This window comes from Nesterenkonia sp. Act20, from assembly GCF_019173455.1.
Classification (GTDB): Bacteria; Actinomycetota; Actinomycetes; order Actinomycetales; family Micrococcaceae; genus Nesterenkonia.
The window spans coordinates 1,555,614-1,570,899 of the sequence record NZ_JADPQH010000001.1 but is presented as its reverse complement, the minus strand read 5'-3'; the positions used below and the strand labels follow the sequence as shown (position 1 = coordinate 1,570,899).

The following is a 15,286-nucleotide window of genomic DNA, read 5'->3' as shown; positions in this document are numbered from 1 at the left end:
CAGTTCCCTTGCAGGGATCGGGCCCCCATCGTCTAGCGGCCTAGGACACCGCCCTTTCACGGCGGCGGCACGGGTTCGAATCCCGTTGGGGGTACGCTTCAGCAATGAAGAGCAGTGATTTGGACAGCAAGGGTGAGACTGGTAAAGTTTCTCTCCGTGCCAAGGCACAAAGTAAGGCCCTGTAGCGCAGTTGGTTAGCGCGCCGCCCTGTCACGGCGGAGGTCGCGGGTTCAAGTCCCGTCAGGGTCGCTTCACTCTCTGTACAGAGGATCTGGCCGGAGAGCGAGTCGCCGCTTGAGATGGCGTCGATGGCTCTGTAGCTCAGTTGGTAGAGCGTTCGACTGAAAATCGAAAGGTCACCGGATCGACGCCGGTCGGAGCCACCAGAAGAGATGAGACCCTCGGGATTCCCGGGGGTCTTTTCTTGTGCCTCGCGCCCGCGTTCTACCCCTCTCTGCGTGTTCTACCCGCCGGACCGTAGCAGGTACTTCACGAAAGGATTGGTAAAACGCAGGGGTGGTGGGGGCGGGGGAGCGTTGAGAGAATCCTCGACTGTTCATGAGGGCTCGTATAAGTTGTGTTCAGCGCGGAGGGACCGCACTTCACAGGAGGCGTCATGACTCAGAACCCAGGACCTTACGGACCCGAGGACGGCGAGGGGCCCACCGGTGGCAACAGGCCCCCGGGGGGTCCGCCTCCCCAGAATCCCGGCCCCTATGGTCAGCCGAATCCGCCCGCCCAGGGCGGTTCACCCTACGGGTACGGGGGAGGACAGCCCTATCCCCAGCAGTCTCCGCCGAACTCCCCACCGCCGAAATCGCCCAGTCGGACCTCGGTGGAGGGCAAGAACTTCTTCGCCGCTCTGTTCGACTTCTCATTCCAGAGCTTCGTGACGGTGAAGTTCGCAAAGTTCATCTACGCGATCCTGATCGCCTTCATCATTCTCGGCTACTTGCTCGTGGTCATCTCAGCCTTCAGTGAGAATGCTGTTGCGGGGCTGCTCGTGCTGCTGCTGGGCTGGATCCCGGCGATGATCTACCTCATCCTGTTCCGCATCACGCTGGAGTTCATGATCGCGCTGGTGCGCACCTCGCAGAACACCGCCGGGACTCGGGCGGAGATCGAAGCGCTGCGTTCGGACTTGAAGAACCGCGGCTAGATCCGGCTCACCACCGTTGGAGAAGGGGTCAGCTCAGCTCCACGATCACCGGAGCGTGGTCCGAGGCGCCCTTGCCCTTGCGCTCTTCGCGGTCGATGGAGGCGGAGCTCACGCGTTCGGTCAGCGCGGGGGAACCCAACACGAAGTCGATCCGCATCCCTTCCTTCTTCGGGAAGCGCAGCTTGGTGTAGTCCCAGTAGGTGTAGACCCCGGGGCCGGGTGTGTGGGGCCGCACGACCTCGGTGTACCCGCTGTCCAGGAAGCCCTGGAAGGCCTGACGCTCGGGGGCGGAGACGTGGGTGAGGCCCTGGTCGCGGAAGAAGTCGATGTCCCAGACATCCTCATCGTGCGGGGCGATGTTGAAGTCGCCCATGAGTGCGATCTGGGCCTGTGGGTCCTCGGCGAGCCAGCCCTGGGCATTGTCCTTGAGCTGGTCCAACCAGTTGAGCTTGTACTGCATGTGCTCGTCTTCGAGCGAGCGGCCATTGGGGACGTACAGGCTCCAGATGCGCACGCCCCCGCAGGTTGCGGCGATGGCGCGGGCCTCCTGGATGGGATCCTTGCCGCCCTTGCCGAAGACTGGCTGGTCTGCGAAGGTGCGCTCCACGTCCTTCATGCCGACGCGGGAGGCGATGGCCACGCCGTTCCACTGGCTCAGTCCGAAATGCGCGACGTCATAGCCGTTGGCCTCGAAGAGCTCCCAGGGGAAGTTCTCGTCCTTGCACTTGGTCTCCTGGATCGCCAGGACGTCCACGTCGGAGCGGTCCAGCCAGGCCTCGACCCGATCGGCCCGGGCCCGCATTGAGTTCACATTCCATGTCGCAATCCGCATGGCTTCAAACTACCAGCGCGCTCCTCGGCGCCGAGCGTCGGGAGCGAGACCTCGGGAGCGGAGCCCCGGGGAGCGGGGTGGTGGGCTCAGCCTTCGCGCCACCAGTCGTCCTGGATCGTCACCGGCACCGTGCGCTTGTGTCGGGTGCGCAGGAAATGCTTCTCGAGGACAGCGGCTTCGCTGACCGGGATCTCGCGACCTTCGAGGTAGTCATCGATGTGGTCATAGCTGATCCCCAGTTCGGTCTCGTCGAGCTGACCGGGGGTGTCATCGAGCAGATCTGCGGTGGGGGCCTTGGACCAGAGGGTCTCCGAGGCGCCGAGGTGCTTCAGCAGCTGACGGACCTGACGCTTGTTCAGGGTGAACAATGGCAGGATATCGGCGCCGCCGTCCCCGTATTTGGTGAAGAAGCCCGTGGTGGATTCCGCCCCGTGATCGGTGCCGACCACGAGCAGTCCATGCTCGCCGCCCACGGCGTACTGCACTGTCATGCGCAGACGCGCCTTCACATTGCCGCGGTGGTAGTCCTGCAGGGCCCGGCCGAAGGTGTCATCGAACGCGCTATCCACGCCGTTGACGGCCTTCTCGATGTTGAACGAATCGGTCCGGTCCGGAGAGATGAACTCCAGCGCGGCCGCAGCGTCGTCGGCGTCGTGCTGGACGCCGTGGGGCAGGCGCAGCGCGTGGAAATGGGCGTCATGGCCCTGCGAGCGGAGCTTCTCCGCGGCGAGCTGGCAGAGCCGACCGGCCAGGGAGGAGTCCACTCCGCCGGAGATGCCCAGCACGAAACCGTTCACCCCCACGGACTTCGCGTAGTCCACCAGGAAGTCCACCCGGCGGGCGACCTCCTCGGCGGGATCGATCTCAGGCTTCACGCCCATTTCTTCGACGATGACACTCTGTAGCTCACGCATGAGGCGAGTCTACTCAGGGCGAGGTTTCGACCACGTCACTGATGTCTGTGTGTTGGCTCGACGCGTTCGCCGCACGGGGCCGGTCGACGAGCCCTGCAGAGCCATAGGATAGAGACCATGACTGAGACTGCCGCCAGCACCCCGCAGCCCGCCTCCGATCCGGCCGCTGACCGCCGTCGACTGCAGGAGCTCATCAGTGAGCTCGCCGTCGTCCGCGGCAAGGTCACGCTCTCCTCGGGCAAGGAAGCCGACTACTACATCGATCTTCGCCGCATCACGCTCCAGCACGAGGCTGCTCCGCTGGTGGGGCGGGTCATGCGGCATCTGCTCGCGGAGGCAGGTATCGATTACGTCGCCGCCGGCGGTCTGACCATGGGGGCGGACCCCGTAGGAACCGCCGTGATGCACGCCGCCGCGCAGCAGGGGGAGGCCGCAGACACCTTCGTGGTGCGCAAGGCGCAGAAGTCCCATGGCATGGGCCGCCAGGTCGAAGGTCCGAGCGTCGAGGGTCAGAAGGTCGTGGTGCTCGAAGACACCTCCACCACCGGTGGGTCAGCGCTGACGGCGGTGGACGCCGTGCGCGCCGCCGGAGGGCTGGTCCAGGCCGTGGCCGTGATCGTGGACCGCGACACCGGCGCGAAGGAGCATATCGAGGCCACCGCCGGGGTGCCGTACCTCTTTGCGTACTCGAAGAACGACCTCGGCCTGGACTGAGCTGCCTCTCGGCATGCATTGACGTTCATCGATACACCGGGCTAGTCTCAGTGCATCGAAGAAGATCGATATTCATCGATGCGATGCGTATCGAGTGAACTGATCGCCCAGATGGAGCCGTGATGGAAGCCAAGTCCACAAGCACCGAAGAACTGCCCGTCGTCGTCATCGGGGCAGGTCCGATCGGCCTCGCCGCAGCCGCACATCTGCTGGATCAAGGCCTCGAGCCGCTGATTCTGGAGGCCGAGTCCCAGGTGGGCGCGTCGGTCCGGGAATGGGGGCACATCAAGCTCTTCTCCCCGTGGCGGTACAACATCGATGCAGCATCCGCCGCGATGCTGGAGTCCACAGGCTGGGAGCCACCGCGTCCCACGGCTCTGCCCACGGGTGCCGAGCTGGTGCAGGACTACCTCGAACCGCTCGCAGCGCTCCCGGAGCTTGCCGGACGTATCCGCACGGATCACCGAGTTCTCGCCATCAGTCGCGGCGGGCGGGACAAGACCCATGTCCAGGCGCGCGCCGGCCAGCCTTTCGTCCTGCGCGTGGCCCACGCCTCGGCGGTGACCGAGCTGCATGCCCGTGCGGTGATCGACGCCTCCGGGACCTGGGGCAGCCCGAACCCGCTCGGTGCCGCCGGACTTCCCGCTCTGGGCGAGGAGGACCCCGCGGTGAGCGAGCGGCTGCTCGGTTCGCTGCCGGACGTCCTCGGCGCGGAGGCGCAGCGACTCGCCGGACGCCACACACTGGTCGTCGGTTCTGGACACAGCGCGATCAACACGCTGCTCAACCTCGCCGCGCTCAAGCGCCAGGACCACGCCACCACCATCACCTGGGCCATCCGTGGGGACTCCGCCGAGCGCGTCTACGGCGGCGGTGACGCTGATCAGCTTCCTGCTCGCGGCGCACTGGGACAGCGGCTTCGCCGGCTCGTCGAGGAAGGCGAGATCACGCTGCTCACCGGCGCCGAGATCCACGCACTCGCCGTCACCGAGTCGCAGGCTCAGGCCCCGGACGACGACGCCGCGGCCCCCTCGGTGCTGGAGGTCGACTTTGCGGATGGTCGCCGGATCACGGTGGAGTACCTCGCCGCCGCCACAGGCTTCCGCCCGCAGCTGGAGTTGCTGCGCGAGCTGCGTCTGGAGCTGGACCCCGCCGTGGAATCTCCGCGACGGCTCGCCTCCCTCATCGATCCGGAGTTTCACTCCTGCGGCACGGTGGAGGCCCATGGCGCTGATGTGCTGGCGCACCCGGAGGAGGGATTCTTCCTGGCAGGCATGAAGTCCTATGGCCGGGCGCCCACCTTCCTGCTGGCCACCGGCTATGAGCAGGTCCGCTCCATCGCGGCCCACCTCGCCGGCGCCGACGCGTCAGCGCAGAACCTGAACCTGCCCGAGACCGGGGTCTGCTCCGGAGTGAGCGCGCCGGACCCGGCGGAGCCGCAGTCCTGCGGCGCGCCCGCGCCGGCGACTGGAGAAGCGCAGTCCTGTGGCGCACCAGAGCTGGCGGCAGTCGGAAGAGCCTCCGATGGGACCAGGGCCGGTGTCTCCACCGGCGTGCTGCACGGACGCCACGGCTGAGCTCAGCAACACTGTACGAGTGCATCCCACCAAGCGGGCGGTCCTCACTGGTCTCTGCCTGACCCAGATCACGTCCTGGGGTGTGCTCTTCTACGCGTTCCCGGTGCTTCAGCCTCGCATCGCCGAAGACACCGGGTGGTCGGCCACGGCACTGACCGCCGCCTTCTCTGGCGCACTGGTGGTCTCCGGCGTGCTGGGGATCCCGCTGGGGCGGGTACTGGATCGGCGTGGGCCGAGGCTGATCATGACGGCAGGTGCTGCGCTCGCGGTCCTGGGGCTGCTGGCAGTGGCCACGGCGTCGTCGTACTGGGTGTTTCTGCTGGGCTGGCTGGGGATCGGCGTCGCGATGTCCGGCACGCTCTACCCGCCTGCCTTCGCGGCGTTGACCAGGTGGTATGGCTCGCGACGCATCTTCGCGCTGACCATGGTCACGCTCGCCGGAGGGCTGGCGAGCACCGTGTTCGCGCCCGTCACCGAGGTGCTGGCCGGGCATCTCAGCTGGCGGGAGGCCTATGTGGTGCTGGCGGCCGTGCTCGGTGCGTTGGTGGTCCCGGTGCATGCGGTCGTGCTGCGCAGGCCATGGCCGTCGGAGCCCGTCGAGGTGGAGACATCCGATGTCGGGCCAAAGACCGCGCCTCCGAAGGCTTCCGGAACCGGCGCGCCCCTCACGGACTACGCCTCGAGTGCGGACTATGCCCCCACGATCATGCGCAGCCGTCCCTACGTGCTGCTGGTCATCGGTGTGGCGCTCGGTGCCGTAGCGATGTACGCAGGACTGGTCAATCTGGTGCCGATGCTCGTGGAGCGCGGGGTTTCTCCACTGCTAGCCGCCTGGGTGCTGGGTCTCGGCGGAGTGGGGCAGGTCATCGGTCGCTTCTTCTACGCGCGGCTGGATCGGGGCACCACCGTGCGGCAACGCAGCGTGTTCGTCTACGCGCTGCTGGCGATCACCACGGGTGCACTGGCCTGGGACATCACGGCGGCGACGCTGCTGATCGCGATCTCGCTGGCGGCCGGTGTCGCCCGCGGGATCGTGACGCTTCTGCAGGCCACCGCCGTCACCGATCGGTGGGGGACGCGGGAATATGGGCGGCTCTCCGGGGTGCTTAACGGACCCATGATGCTCTCAGTGGCGATCGCTCCTTTCCTGGGTGCGATCCTCGCCGACTGGTTGGGCAGCTACGAGGCCATGTTCGGAGTGTTGGCCGGACTGGCCGTGCTGGGGATCGGTGCGATCGCGGCCAGCATCCCTGCGGAGGCCGCTCAGGGGTGACGGCCCCGCCTGATCCTGCCTCCTGCGTCTGCGTCCTCCCTCCCGGCGGGGGCCATCATCTGTTGAGCAATTCGGGCGAACTTCTCGTCATATCCTGGGAAAAAGCTGCACGAATTGCTCATTAGATGTGAGGTTGTGCATAACTGAGATCTGAGCATGAGAGCTGGGCAGACTGAGTGCATGGACACGCTGCCGCGGGAGCTCACGGGTCGGGCCTTCACCTCAGGTATGGCAGCGCGCGCAGGCGTGACCCGGTCCAGGTTGCGGCGCCGCGACGTCGTGGCGCTCGGGTCTGGCGTCTACATGCTGATGTCGCTTGCACAGGAACGCTCTCCGGAGCAGAAGCTCGAGCCCAAGGTCGCGGCACTCCTCCAGGAATGGCCCGATGCCTGGGCTTCGCACGCCACCGCGGCTCAGCTGCATGGGGTCTGGCTGCCTCCTCGGTTGGGCGAGGATCCGACCGTGCATCTTTCGTATCCTGCTCCGACAACCTCCTGGGCTCGTCGCAACGGGGTCCACGGCCACCGCGTGTCGATCCGGCCGCAGGATGTGATGGAGCGCGATGGCCAGCAGATCACCACCCCCGCGCGCACCTGGCTGGACCTGGCGCGAGACTGCAGCGTCCGCGACCTGATCATCATCGGCGACCAGCTGGTGCGGCATCCCTACCCGCGCTTCGAGGGGCGCGTTGAGCCTCACGCCACCGTCATCGAGCTCCGAAATCTTCTTGAGGCAAGCCCCGGAAAACCAGGACGACGACGCTGCCTCACCGCATTGCCATGGATCCGGGTCGGCGCAGATTCGGTGCAGGAGACGCTTCTTCGACTCGCGCTGATCCGCGCGGGGTTGCCGGAACCGGAGCTGCAGGTCCCTGTCCAGCCGGGGTTCCGTTGGTCGCCGCGCGCCGATCTGGGCTACCCGGCGCTGAAGATCGCCATTCAATATGACGGGGAGACTCACTTCAGGCCGAACCAGCAGCGCGCTGATCAGCGTCGCGACAACGTCTTCCTGGCGGGGGGCTGGCGGGTGCTGCGCTTCAACCAGGATGACTCCCGAGAAGGATTTCAGCGGGCGGTGGGCCAGGTCCGTGCGGCGCTCGGCCACAGGTGATCACCCACCCAGGGAGCGTTGCATCAGGATCGTGCTCAGCGTCCGTCCGCGCTTGACCCCGACGTCGGCCAGCCGGCCCACCTCGGTGAAGCCCAGCCGCTCGTGCAGCGCATAGGAGGCGCGGGTGGACTCATCCTCAGAAAGCACCGCGATGACCTGGCGGTGCCCGGCCTCCTCGCAACGGGTCAGCAGCTCGCTGAGCAGGGCGCGTCCGATCCCACGTCCCTGAGCTCCCGGACGCAGATACACCGTGTCCTCCACGGTGTGGCGGTATGCAGATTTGCGCCGCCAGTGACCGGCGTAGGCGAACCCCAGCACGACGCCCGCCTCCACAGCGACCAGGAAGGGGTGGCCAGCGGCCCGCTTCTCCTCCAGCTCGGCGGCCCACTCGGAGACTCCCATCGGCTCCTCACTGAAGGTGATCACCGTGTGGTGGGCATAGTGAGTCTGGATCATCACGACCTGCGCGAGGTCACGGGGCTCGGCGGGTCGAATAGTGAGCGAAGTGTCAGCCATATCTGGAGCATAATCCCGCCGCGGCTCCGGATCGGCGAACCATTCCCGGCGGCGCGCTCGCGGGCCTAGGGTGCTGACATGGGTGAAATGGAAAAAGAATGGACTGTTGTAGACGACTACCTCATCGAACACCTGGTGCCGGAGGACGAGGCGCTCGCAGAAACTCGGCGCAGCTCCGCAGAGACCGCGACCCCGGGAATCGATGTCACCGCCAATATGGGTGCCTTCCTGGCACTCCTCGTGCAGATCTCCGGGGCCAAGCGGGTGCTGGAGTTCGGCACCCTGGCGGGGTATTCGAGCATCTGGATGGCGCGAGCCATGGACGACGACGGCGCAGTGGTCACCTTGGACATCGATCCGGCGGCGGCCCAGGTGGCCCGGCGGAACTTCACGGCTGCCGGCGTGGCGGAACGCGTCCAGGTGCGGGTGGGTCCCGCACTGGAATCTGCGCAGTCCTTGATCGCGGAACAGATAGAACCCTTCGACCTGGTGTTCATCGACGCGGACAAGGCGAACAATCCGCACTATCTCGAGGCATCGCTGGCGCTGTCGCATCCCGGCACCGTCATCGTGATCGACAACGTGGTGCGCGGCGGTGCGGTGGTCGATCAAGACAGCACCGATCCGGATATTCAGGGCATCCGTACCCTGATGGAGCAGATCGAGGCCGATGATCGGCTCAGCGCCACCGCGCTGCAGACGGTGGGGCTCAAGGGCTGGGACGGGTTCCTTCTCGCGCGGGTGAACTGACGCCGGTGGGATAGCCTCGAAACCATGGAGCAGCAGGGGCAAGCCGACGGCGCAGCGCAGCCCACCGAACGCGAGATCGGTGTGGGCCCGTGGGAGGGGCCCTGGCCCGACGGTGAGCACTATGACCCGGAGCTCCTGCGCGAGGGGGATCGCCGCAACGTCACCGACGAGTACCGGTACTGGTCTCACGAGGCGATCGTCGCGGACCTCGATTCACGTCGTCATGACTTTCACGTGGCGATCGAGAACTGGCAGCACGACTTCAACATCGGCACCGTGGTCCGCACGGCCAATGCGTTCATGGCAAAAGAGGTGCACATCATCGGACGCCGACGCTGGAACCGCCGCGGCGCCATGGTCACCGATCGCTACCAGCACGTGCGCCACCACCCAACAGTGGAGGACTTCGTTGCCTGGGCGGAATCGGAGGGGCTGCCGGTGCTCGGCGTCGACCTGTTTCCGGACTCCAGACCCATTGAGACCTATGAGCTGCCCCAGCGGTGCGTGCTGGTGTTCGGACAGGAAGGCCCCGGACTCAGCGAGGAGATTCGGGAGGCCGCACAGGACACGCTCTCCATCGCGCAGTTCGGCTCCACCCGGTCCATCAATGCCGGCACCGCTGCAGGGATCGCCATGCACGCCTGGATCAGACAGCACCGCTTCAACGGCTGAGCCCGCGCTGCGACATGTGGACTGAAGCTAGGGCGTCTCTCCACGGTCCAGCCTCTCCATGAACCGCTCGATCCTCCGGGCCCGGATCGCCGGGTTGGCCGCGATCATCAGCTGATGCAGCACGTGATACCTGCTCTGGCTGCTCAGCGCCTCGAAGATCGCTTTCGCGGTGGGGGAGTTCTCCAGTGCCGCTGCCAGATCCGGCGGGACCTCGGCCCCGGCCTGACCGGCATAGGCGCGATCCCACCGTCCGTCGGCCTGAGCGCGTCCGATCTCGTCGAAACCTCGCTCCCGCATACGCCCCGAAGCAATCAACGCCTCCACGTAGCCGAAGTTGCGCTGTGACCAGATCGAGGTCTTCCGCCGCGGGGTGAACCGCTGCAGGAAGGTGCTCTCATCGCGGGATTTCCGCTGCCCGTCGATCCACCCGCTGCAGAGTGCCTCCTGCAGCGCGTCTGCGTAGCCCAGCGAGGTCGGCGCGGTGACGCCCTTCTTCGCCATCACCAGCCAGACCCCGTCCGAGCTGTCCTCGTGCTGATCCAGCCAGGCGCGCCAGGCAGCGGCGTCGGGCAGGATCAGCTCGCGGTGCTCAGTCACGGCGGCCCGCCCGGGTTCGTGCAGGGTCGGCGGCCCAGCGCGCGAGGAACTCGGCGCCGGCCTCATCGTGGATGGCGCCGGTGGAGGATGTGAGCACCTCATACTCGGTCTCCGGGATGCCGTCCTTGGGACGCACATCCACGTGACTGACCGGGAGTCCGCGCTCGTGCAGCCAGGTGGCCATGGCGTAGTCGCTGCGCGAGTCACCCATGGTGAACCAGGTCTCGGCGGTGATGCCGCGTGCCTCAAGGAGGCTCAGACTGCGGCGGGCACCGAGGTCCTTGCCCAGCCCTTCGTGCTCCACATCGGTGGAGATGATGGTGGGGTCGATGCGCACATGCTCCAGCTCGTGCTTCTTGAGCAGATCAGGGATTGCGGCGTCGAAGTCTTTCTGGGCCTCCAGGTAGTCCTCGTTCTCCACCTCGGTGGACTGCTCCACGGAGACCATGGCTCTTTTGGTCTCATCGAAGAACATGTGCTCGCTGAAGCGCTCCGCCACTAGGTCACGAACGTCGTCGAACAACTCCGTGGGGAGTTTGAGCTCATCGTCGACATGGATCTCGCCGAGCCCTTCCGGAGTCACCTCCGCCCAGACGGCCCCCTTCTCGCTCACCGTGAAGACCGGAGTGTCCGGGAGCAGCCCCGCCGCGCGCATGGGAGGGACCACCTGCTTGGCGATGAAGTCATCGGAGCGCCCGGTGTTGAAGATGATCGGGATGCCCTGATTGGCCATCATGGTCAGATCCCGTGCGATGGACTCGATGGCGACGCTCCGGGTCACCGGAGAGGCGATGGGCCCGTCCACGTCGAGCAGGAGTCCGAAGGGCGGGGTGGGGTTGAAGACGGCAGTCTCTGCAGAAGAAGTCACCTATCCATTATCCTGTACAGGTCGACGTCGCGCGTCCGGTTCGCGGGAAAGTTCCGGATCGCGTGGCACACGGCAAAGTACGGGGCTATAGCTCAGCTGGTAGAGCGCGTCGTTCGCATCGACGAGGTCAGGGGTTCGACTCCCCTTAGCTCCACTCACAAGGCCCGTGCCGGAGTGGGTACACGTGCACCGCGTTGCCCCTCACAACAAGTCGCTCAACGAAGATTCCCCACACTCTTCAAATTTGTACGGTTTCGTGTGAATATGTCTCTGATGTAGTGACCAATCTGGCCACTCGCGCGAGGTGGAGCGATACGTGGCAGTAGAGATCACACATGTTCGGTACGGTGCGACGGCGAAGACGGAGTCGGAGATCGTGGCCTACCAATGGCGCAACCCCGATGACGGAGTTTCTGGATCGAGCAACAGGCTCATCATGGTCGACTGGATCGAGAACAAGCGCGGAACCGCCTACGTGCAGACCGGGAGCCTCAGGGCCAGAGTTGCCGTTGTACGGCCAGACCATGGTCAGCCATTTCTTCGGACCCGTGCGGACCAGGAGTGGACGAACAATCTGCTCCAACTTCCCGAGTTCTAGCATCTTCCGGTACCTCTTTTGATCTATGAGGTTCTTCCAGCCACTGCGATTCATCGCCGGTCTCGAACCAGGTATTTCGCCGCATTCCGCAGAACCTCGATGAAACTGCCGCTTCCCTGACGAGGCGAATGCCCATGGCGCACCCCTCCTCCCCAAACCCTGCACCCGGTAGGATCGCCCCAACGCCGCCACAATGAGGTGGCGGCGCCATGAGTTGAGGGAGACCGCAGTTATGTTCTCGAAGATCTTGGTCGCCAACCGCGGGGAGATCGCGATCCGCGCGTTCCGCGCCGGCGTCGAACTCGGCGCCCGCACCGTCGCCGTGTACCCGCATGAAGACCGGAACTCCTTCCACCGCCAGAAAGCCGACGAGGCCTACCGGATCGGCGAAGAGGGCCACGCCGTCCGCGCCTACCTGGACATAGAGGAGATCATCCGCGTCGCCAAGGACGCCGGCGTGGATGCCATCTACCCCGGCTACGGCTTCCTCTCCGAGAACCCGGATCTCGCCCGCGCCGCAGAAGCCGCCGGCATCACCTTCATCGGCCCGCCCGCCGACGTCCTGGAATCCACCGGGGACAAGGTCAAGGCCCTGCGCGCCGCGAAGAAGGCAGGCGTGCCCGTCCTGCAGAGCTCCGAACCGTCCAAGGACACCGAGGAACTCACCACAGCTGCCGAGGAGATCGGCTTCCCCATCTTCGTCAAGGCAGTCGCCGGCGGCGGAGGCCGCGGGATGCGCCGGGTGGATAAGCGCGAGGACCTCGCCGAATCCCTGCGTTCGGCTATGCATGAGGCCGAGACCGCATTCGGCAACCCCACCGTCTTCCTAGAGCAGGCCGTTCTGCGGCCTCGCCACATCGAGGTCCAGATCCTCGCCGACGGCGAAGGCAACGTGGTTCACCTCTTCGAACGCGACTGCTCCCTGCAGCGCCGCTACCAGAAGGTCGTCGAGATCGCTCCGGCCCCGCACCTGGACGAGGACATCCGCCAGGCGCTGCACCGGGACGCGGTCGCCTTCGCCAAAGCCATGAACTACCGGAACGCCGGCACGGTCGAGTTCCTCGTGGACACCGTCGGGGAGCGCGCTGGGCAGCACGTGTTCATCGAGATGAACCCTCGCATCCAGGTGGAACACACCGTCACCGAAGAGATCACGGACATCGACCTGGTCTCCGCGCAGATGCGCATCGCCGCAGGCGAGACCCTCGAAGACCTCGACATTCGACAAGAAGACCTGCGCGTCCGCGGTTCCGCCATGCAGTGCCGCATCACCACCGAGGACCCGGCCAACGAGTTCCGGCCGGACATCGGCACGGTCACGGTTTACCGCTCCGCCGGCGGCTCCGGGATCCGGCTCGACGGCGGCACCGTCTACACCGGGGCTGAGATCAGCCCGCACTTCGATTCCATGCTGGTCAAGCTCACCGCACGCGGCCGCAACCACCAGACCGCCATCGCCAGGGCCCGCCGCGCGCTCTCCGAGTTCCGCATCCGCGGGGTCGCCACCAACATCCCGTTCCTGCTCAACGTGCTGGACTCCAAGGAGTTCCTCGCCGGGGACGTGGCCACCGACTTCATCGACGCCCACCCCGAGCTGGCCAAGATCAACCGCTCCCTGGACCGCGGTTCCAAGGCCCTGCAGTACCTCGCGGACATCACGGTGAACCAGCCGCACGGCCCGCGCGTCGAGGGCATCGACCCGCGGGACAAGCTTCCGCACTTCCCCGGGGACAAGCGCGACGAGCCGGACCGAAGCCCCTTCGACGGCCCCTCGGATCACCCCAAGCCCGACGGCTGGCGACAGGTGCTCCAAGCCGAGGGCCCGGAGGGTTTCGCCCGCAAGCTCCGCGAACAGACAGCGCTGGCTGTCACCGACACCACCTTCCGGGACGCCCACCAGTCACTCCTCGCCACCCGCGTACGCACCCGCGACCTGCTCGCGGCTGCGCCCGCCGTCGCGCATGTGACCCCCGGCCTTCTCTCGGTGGAGGCCTGGGGCGGCGCCACCTACGACGTCGCGCTGCGGTTCCTCTCCGAAGACCCGTGGGATCGGCTGCGTCTGCTGCGCGCCGAGCTGCCGAACATCCCGATCCAGATGCTGCTGCGCGGTCGCAACACGGTGGGCTACACCCCGTACCCGCTCGAGGTCACCGACGCCTTCGTGGCCGAGGCCGCCGCCACCGGCGTGGACATCTTCCGGATCTTCGACGCGCTCAATGACGTCAATCAGATCGTCCCGGCCATCGAGGCGGTGCGCAAGACCGGCACAGCCGTGGCCGAGGCCGCCCTCTGCTACACCGGGGACCTCAACAACCCCTCCGAGGATCTCTACACCCTGGACTACTATCTGGGCCTGGCCCAGCAGATGGTCGACGCCGGCGCGCACATCCTCGCGATCAAGGACATGGCCGGACTCCTGCGCCCCGCCGCGGCGAAGACCCTGGTCACTGCTCTGCGCGAGCGCTTCGATCTCCCGGTGCATCTGCACACCCACGACACCGCCGGCGGACAGCTGGCCACCCTGCTGGCCGCCGCCGAGGCGGGAGTGGACGCCGTCGACGTCGCCGTGGCTTCCATGGCAGCGACCACCTCCCAGCCGCCGGCCTCTGCCCTGGTGGCAGCGCTGGAGCACACCGAGCGTGATACCGGACTGGGCCTGGAGGCTGTGGCCTCCATGGAGCCGTACTGGGAGGCCGTGCGCTCGATCTACACGCCATTCGAGTCCGGGTTGCCGAGCCCGACTGGCCGGGTGTACCGGCATGAGATCCCGGGGGGTCAGCTCTCGAACCTGCGTCAGCAGGCCATCGCACTGGGTCTGGGGGAGCGGTTCGAAGCGATCGAGGACATGTACCACGCGGCCGACACCATGCTGGGCCGGCTGGTGAAGGTCACGCCGTCGTCGAAGGTGGTCGGTGACCTCGCCCTGCAGCTGGTGGGCATGGATGTGGACCCCAGGGAATTTGAGGCGAACCCGCAGAGCTTCGATCTGCCGGACTCGGTGATCCAGTTCCTGGCCGGACAGCTCGGGGATCCGCCAGGTGGCTGGCCCGAGCCGTTCCGGTCCAAGGTGCTGGAAGGTCGGACGGTCAAACCCATCGCGGAGGAGCTTTCCGCAGAGGACTCCGCTGCGCTGGCCTCCGAGGATCCCGCCGAGCGGCGCCGCACACTGAACAGGCTGCTCTTCCCCGGCCCGACCAAGGACTTCGAGGCCGCCCGCGACAAGTACGGCGACGTCCAGGTGCTGCATACCCGGGACTTCCTCTACGGTCTGCGCACCGGCTACGAGCACGTCATCTCCCTGGGTAAAGGCGTGCGGCTGCTCGTCACCCTGCAGACCGTCTCAGAACCTGACCCGAAGGGTGTCAGGACCGTCATGTGCACACTCAATGGCCAGGCGCGTCAGGTCGGTGCCCGCGATGACTCCGTGGAAGCCTCCGTTGCTGTCGCGGAGAAGGCCGACAGCTCGAATAAGGGTCATGTGGCTGCGCCTTTCGCGGGAGCGGTCTCACTCACCGTGGAGGAAGGTGACACCGTAGAAGCCGGACAGAACGTGGCCACCATCGAGGCGATGAAGATGGAGGCCGGGATCACGGCCCCGGTAGGCGGCACTGTCTCCCGGGTGGTGCTCACCGGCGTGCAACAGGTGGACGGCGGAGACCTGCTCCTCGTCGTCGAACCGGCAGAGTGAAGCCTTCGCCCCCTGTCA

At 66.3% G+C, this 15,286-nt stretch carries 14 protein-coding genes and 4 tRNA genes; 13 read left to right on the top strand and 5 right to left on the bottom strand.

Annotation, left to right across the window (positions count from 1 at the left end):
• Positions 1-21: 21 nt before the first annotated feature.
• From IY716_RS07220 to IY716_RS07205, 4 genes are all read left to right on the top strand, one after another.
• Positions 22-94, top strand: a tRNA-Glu gene (locus IY716_RS07220).
• 81 nt (positions 95-175) lie between these two features.
• Positions 176-249, top strand: a tRNA-Asp gene (locus tag IY716_RS07215).
• Positions 250-310: 61 nt separating this feature from the next.
• Positions 311-386 (top strand) — tRNA-Phe (locus IY716_RS07210).
• A 230-nt stretch (positions 387-616) separates the two neighbouring features.
• Positions 617-1,159 (top strand): DUF4282 domain-containing protein, encoded by a 543-nt coding sequence (locus IY716_RS07205; protein ID WP_218220889.1) that lies wholly within the window; start codon positions 617-619, stop codon positions 1,157-1,159.
• A 28-nt stretch (positions 1,160-1,187) separates the two neighbouring features.
• Here the strand turns inward: IY716_RS07205 and IY716_RS07200 are convergent, their stop codons facing one another.
• Both IY716_RS07200 and nadE read right to left on the bottom strand, forming a co-directional pair.
• A complete protein-coding gene (locus tag IY716_RS07200) occupies positions 1,188-1,991 on the bottom strand; it encodes an exodeoxyribonuclease III (protein ID WP_218220888.1) in 804 nt (267 codons plus the stop codon).
• An 86-nt stretch (positions 1,992-2,077) separates the two neighbouring features.
• Positions 2,078-2,905: an ammonia-dependent NAD(+) synthetase gene (gene nadE, locus IY716_RS07195; RefSeq protein WP_218220887.1), complete on the bottom strand. Its 828-nt coding sequence runs from the start codon at positions 2,903-2,905 to the stop codon at positions 2,078-2,080.
• Positions 2,906-3,022: 117 nt separating this feature from the next.
• Here nadE and pyrE point away from each other — a divergent pair, with 117 nt between their 5' ends.
• The 4 genes from pyrE to IY716_RS07175 all read left to right on the top strand — a co-directional run bounded on the left by pyrE (position 3,023) and on the right by IY716_RS07175 (position 7,579).
• On the top strand, positions 3,023-3,619 hold the full coding sequence (gene pyrE / locus IY716_RS07190; protein WP_218220886.1) for an orotate phosphoribosyltransferase: 597 nt from the start codon (positions 3,023-3,025) through the stop codon (positions 3,617-3,619).
• 122 nt (positions 3,620-3,741) lie between these two features.
• Complete coding sequence (locus IY716_RS07185; protein WP_218220885.1) at positions 3,742-5,196, top strand: FAD-dependent oxidoreductase; 1,455 nt, start codon at positions 3,742-3,744, stop codon at positions 5,194-5,196.
• Positions 5,197-5,215: 19 nt separating this feature from the next.
• The gene (locus IY716_RS07180) at positions 5,216-6,469 is read left to right on the top strand and encodes an MFS transporter (protein WP_218220884.1); all 1,254 of its coding nucleotides are present in this window, start codon (positions 5,216-5,218) and stop codon (positions 6,467-6,469) included.
• Positions 6,470-6,649: 180 nt separating this feature from the next.
• On the top strand, positions 6,650-7,579 hold the full coding sequence (locus IY716_RS07175) for a DUF559 domain-containing protein (RefSeq protein ID WP_218220883.1): 930 nt from the start codon (positions 6,650-6,652) through the stop codon (positions 7,577-7,579).
• Here the strand turns inward: IY716_RS07175 and IY716_RS07170 are convergent, their stop codons facing one another.
• Positions 7,580-8,095: a GNAT family N-acetyltransferase gene (locus IY716_RS07170; RefSeq protein WP_218220882.1), complete on the bottom strand. Its 516-nt coding sequence runs from the start codon at positions 8,093-8,095 to the stop codon at positions 7,580-7,582.
• Between the two features lie 78 nt (positions 8,096-8,173).
• Here IY716_RS07170 and IY716_RS07165 point away from each other — a divergent pair, with 78 nt between their 5' ends.
• Both IY716_RS07165 and IY716_RS07160 read left to right on the top strand, forming a co-directional pair.
• Positions 8,174-8,845, top strand: a complete 672-nt coding sequence (locus tag IY716_RS07165) for an O-methyltransferase (protein ID WP_218220881.1) — start codon at positions 8,174-8,176, stop codon at positions 8,843-8,845.
• Between the two features lie 24 nt (positions 8,846-8,869).
• Complete coding sequence (locus tag IY716_RS07160; RefSeq protein ID WP_218220880.1) at positions 8,870-9,517, top strand: RNA methyltransferase; 648 nt, start codon at positions 8,870-8,872, stop codon at positions 9,515-9,517.
• Between the two features lie 27 nt (positions 9,518-9,544).
• On the opposite strand, the gene IY716_RS07155 is transcribed toward IY716_RS07160, so the two are convergent.
• Positions 9,545-10,114, bottom strand: a complete 570-nt coding sequence (locus IY716_RS07155; RefSeq protein ID WP_369699618.1) for a YdeI family protein — start codon at positions 10,112-10,114, stop codon at positions 9,545-9,547.
• On the bottom strand, positions 10,107-10,982 hold the full coding sequence (locus IY716_RS07150; protein WP_218220878.1) for a hypothetical protein: 876 nt from the start codon (positions 10,980-10,982) through the stop codon (positions 10,107-10,109). Before IY716_RS07150 ends, IY716_RS07155 begins: the two co-directional genes overlap by 8 nt.
• An 81-nt stretch (positions 10,983-11,063) precedes the next feature.
• Between IY716_RS07150 and IY716_RS07145 the strand changes: the two genes are divergently transcribed.
• The 3 genes from IY716_RS07145 (at position 11,064) to IY716_RS07135 (ending at position 15,268) form a co-directional block, all read left to right on the top strand.
• Positions 11,064-11,136 (top strand) — tRNA-Ala (locus tag IY716_RS07145).
• Positions 11,137-11,286: 150 nt separating this feature from the next.
• Positions 11,287-11,580 (top strand): DUF3892 domain-containing protein, encoded by a 294-nt coding sequence (locus IY716_RS07140; protein ID WP_369699617.1) that lies wholly within the window; start codon positions 11,287-11,289, stop codon positions 11,578-11,580.
• A 232-nt stretch (positions 11,581-11,812) separates the two neighbouring features.
• Complete coding sequence (locus tag IY716_RS07135) at positions 11,813-15,268, top strand: pyruvate carboxylase (protein WP_218220876.1); 3,456 nt, start codon at positions 11,813-11,815, stop codon at positions 15,266-15,268.
• The last annotated feature ends 18 nt before the right edge of the window (positions 15,269-15,286 follow it).

Coding starts and splice junctions, on each gene's coding strand:
- IY716_RS07165 (WP_218220881.1), top strand. CDS start 8,174: ATGGGTGAAATGGAAAAAGAATGGACTGTTGTAGACGACTACCTCATC.
- pyrE (WP_218220886.1), top strand. CDS start 3,023: ATGACTGAGACTGCCGCCAGCACCCCGCAGCCCGCCTCCGATCCGGCC.
- IY716_RS07135 (WP_218220876.1), top strand. CDS start 11,813: ATGTTCTCGAAGATCTTGGTCGCCAACCGCGGGGAGATCGCGATCCGC.
- IY716_RS07185 (WP_218220885.1), top strand. CDS start 3,742: ATGGAAGCCAAGTCCACAAGCACCGAAGAACTGCCCGTCGTCGTCATC.
- nadE (WP_218220887.1), bottom strand. CDS start 2,905: ATGCGTGAGCTACAGAGTGTCATCGTCGAAGAAATGGGCGTGAAGCCT.
- IY716_RS07200 (WP_218220888.1), bottom strand. CDS start 1,991: ATGCGGATTGCGACATGGAATGTGAACTCAATGCGGGCCCGGGCCGAT.
- IY716_RS07170 (WP_218220882.1), bottom strand. CDS start 8,095: ATGGCTGACACTTCGCTCACTATTCGACCCGCCGAGCCCCGTGACCTC.
- IY716_RS07160 (WP_218220880.1), top strand. CDS start 8,870: ATGGAGCAGCAGGGGCAAGCCGACGGCGCAGCGCAGCCCACCGAACGC.
- IY716_RS07205 (WP_218220889.1), top strand. CDS start 617: ATGACTCAGAACCCAGGACCTTACGGACCCGAGGACGGCGAGGGGCCC.
- IY716_RS07175 (WP_218220883.1), top strand. CDS start 6,650: ATGGACACGCTGCCGCGGGAGCTCACGGGTCGGGCCTTCACCTCAGGT.